The organism is Daeguia caeni (assembly GCF_042653845.1).
Taxonomy (GTDB): Bacteria; Pseudomonadota; Alphaproteobacteria; order Rhizobiales; family Rhizobiaceae; genus Brucella; species Brucella caeni.
The window spans coordinates 1-2795 of record NZ_JBHSEL010000022.1; the positions used below are offsets into that span (position 1 = coordinate 1).

A 2795-nucleotide genomic window follows, 5' to 3' on the forward strand; every position below is an offset into this window, starting at 1 on the left:
GCGGCGCTGCACATGAGCCCGCAACACCCCCCCGGGGACCTCAAAAGTAGCGAAAGTTTGCTGCCAGGACCGCGCGCCACCAAACGCGCATCCGTGGCCAAAATGGCGATGGGGGGGCGCATGACTAAGCTATTGATTTTATTGGATACAGAAAATGGCAATCGCTGAAACTGCGCATATCGGTGTTGATGGCATTGAGCGTCAGCTGGCCGTCGAATATCGCAAGCTTGATGATCTGGTTCCCTATGCACGCAATGCCCGCACGCATTCGGACGCGCAGGTGGCCGAGATCGCCGGGTCAATCCGCGCGTTCGGTTTCACCAATCCGGTGCTGATTGCCGAGGACGGCACGCTGATCGCCGGCCATGGCCGCGTGCTGGCGGCGCGCAAGCTCGGTATGGAGACGGTGCCGACGATCGTGCTGGCGGGACTGTCGGAGACGCAGCGCCGGGCGCTGGTGCTCGCCGACAACCGCATTGCCATGAATGCCGGCTGGGACGAGGAGCTGCTGGCGCTCGAGCTCTCCGACCTGCAGGAGGCCGGCTTTGACCTTGGCCTCACCGGCTTCGGCGACGACGAGTTGCAGAGCCTGCTTTACGGCAGCCATGACGAACAGGATGGGCTGACCGAGGACGACGCCATTCCGGAAGTTCCGGCAACACCTGTCACACGGCGCGGCGATCTGTGGCTGCTGGGTGATCACCGGCTGCTGTGCGGTGATAGCACCTCGCCGGAAGATGTTGGTCGCCTGATGAACGGCGAACGGGCGGCGCTGTTTGCCACCGATCCACCCTACCTGGTCGACTATGACGGAACCAACCATCCGACGAAGAAGAATGCGTCGGCGCGGGCGAAGAGAATCGCCAACAAGGATTGGGGCGAGGATTACATCGAGCAGCCGCACTGGGATGATTCCAGCCAGGGCCCACAATTCTACGAGGCCTTCTGCAAGGTGGCGATCGAGCATGCCATTGCCGAGGATGTGGCATGGTATTGCTGGCACGCCTCGCGCCGCCAGCGCATGCTGGAAANGCTGACCCGCTCGGTCATGCTGTGGGCGCACGAGCCCTGCCTGTTCGGCTGGGTTCGCGGCAAGAAGCCCCGCATCAACCGCGAGGGGTTCGAGAGCTGGCCGACCACGGTGTGGAACATTCCTTCGTCCGAGATCGAGACGCGCGAGCATCCGACCTCGAAACCGGTGCGGGTGTTCACGCTGCCGATGCAGCTGCACACAAGACCGGGCGATATCTGTTACGAGCCGTTCTCCGGATCGGGATCGCAGCTGATTGCCGGCGAAAAGACCGGCCGCAAGGTTTACGGCCTCGAACTGTCAGAAGCCTTCTGCGATGTCGTCGTCAAACGATGGCAGGAATTTACCGGCAAGGTGGCGACGCTGGATGGTGACGGCCGCAGCTTTGATGAAATCGCTGCTGAGCGTGTGCCGGAACAGGCTGATGCGGCATGAAGCAGTCGCGAACCATGTCGCTGGTGGAATCACTCACCAATGTCGCAGTCGGTTACGGCATCGCGGTCATCACCCAGATCGTAGTGTTCCCACTGTTCGGACTGACGACCACGCTTTCCGAAAACATGGCGATGGGCGCAATCTTCACCGTGGTCAGCATAGCCCGTTCGTTCACCTTGCGTCGGCTGTTCGAGGCCGTGCGCCTTCGGGGTGAAGGCTCAGGATAGTTGAATGGAGTTTTGACATGGCCGGCCGCAAACCGCTGCCGACGCATCTGAAGCTGGTCAAGGGTACGGCCCGTCCGCATCGCCTGAACAAGGCCGAGCCGAAGCCGGTGGTGGCAGTTCCTGCGCCGCCGGATCATCTTGATGAGAAGGCAAGCGCCAAGTTCACTGCGATGGCTGAGATGCTGGCGCGTCATGGCGTGATGACCGAACTCGATACCGGTGCGCTCGCCCGCTACGTCGTGATCTGGCGGCGCTGGCTGGAGGCAGAACAGGAAGTGAAGCGCCGTGGGCCGGTGGTAAAGACCTCGAACGACAACATCATCCAGAACCCGTTCCTGGCTGTCGCCAACAAATGCCTGGCGCAGATGGCGCAGATCGAGGCCGAGTTCGGGCTGACGCCGTCGAGTCGCTCGCGCATCCGCATGGCAGAGCCTGCCGAGACCAGCGACCCCTTCGAGGACTTTTTGACCCGTGGCCGAAAAGCGTAAATCCGGCTCGGTCAGGAAAGCGTCATCCTGTCCGGTCACCGCCTACGCCCGGGCTGTCGTTGACGGCAAGATCGTCGCCGGCCGTCTTGTTCGTTTGGCCTGCGAACGGCATCTAGCGGACCTGAAAGCTGGAAGCAAACGCGGTCTGGTTTGGGATATTGATGCTGCACGGCACGCGATCGACTTCTTCGGCCATCTGCGCCACTCGACCGGCGAATGGGCCGGCGAACCCTTCGTGCTGCAGGGCTGGCAACAGTTCGTCGTCGGCTCGCTTTATGGCTGGAAGCGCAAGGATGGATTGCGCCGCTACCGCACAGCCTATGTCGAGGTAGCGCGCAAGAACGGCAAGTCGGTGCTTCTGGCCGGCACGGCGCTCTATGCGCTGATTGCCGATGGCGAGCCCGGTGCACATGTCTATTCGGCGGCAACCACGCGCGATCAGGCGCGCATCGTCTTTGGCGAGGCCGAACGCATGGTGGCGGCGAGTTCGGCGCTGCAATCGAGGATTACCCGCACGGTGAACAATCTCGCTGTGCTGCCGACCTCGTCCTGGTTCAGGCCGCTGTCGGCGGACGCCAGCAAGATGGACGGGCTGAACATCCATTTTGCGGCCGT

4 protein-coding genes are annotated in these 2795 nt (G+C 62.2%); all 4 read left to right on the forward strand.

What is annotated here, in order from left to right; translation table 11 throughout:
* Positions 1-154 precede the first annotated feature (154 nt).
* The gene (locus tag ACFO1V_RS01805) at positions 155-1465 is read left to right on the forward strand and encodes a site-specific DNA-methyltransferase (protein WP_380075041.1); all 1311 of its coding nucleotides are present in this window, start codon (positions 155-157) and stop codon (positions 1463-1465) included.
* Positions 1462-1692 (forward strand): DUF7220 family protein, encoded by a 231-nt coding sequence (locus tag ACFO1V_RS01810; protein WP_176587766.1) that lies wholly within the window; start codon positions 1462-1464, stop codon positions 1690-1692. The genes ACFO1V_RS01805 and ACFO1V_RS01810 overlap by 4 nt, the downstream gene beginning before the upstream one ends.
* Positions 1693-1709: 17 nt before the next feature.
* The gene (locus ACFO1V_RS01815) at positions 1710-2180 is read left to right on the forward strand and encodes a phage terminase small subunit P27 family (RefSeq protein ID WP_121987345.1); all 471 of its coding nucleotides are present in this window, start codon (positions 1710-1712) and stop codon (positions 2178-2180) included.
* Positions 2164-2795, forward strand: a 632-nt coding sequence (locus ACFO1V_RS01820; protein WP_380075042.1) for a terminase large subunit domain-containing protein, incomplete at its 3' end; no start/stop codon positions are given. The genes ACFO1V_RS01815 and ACFO1V_RS01820, both read left to right, overlap by 17 nt.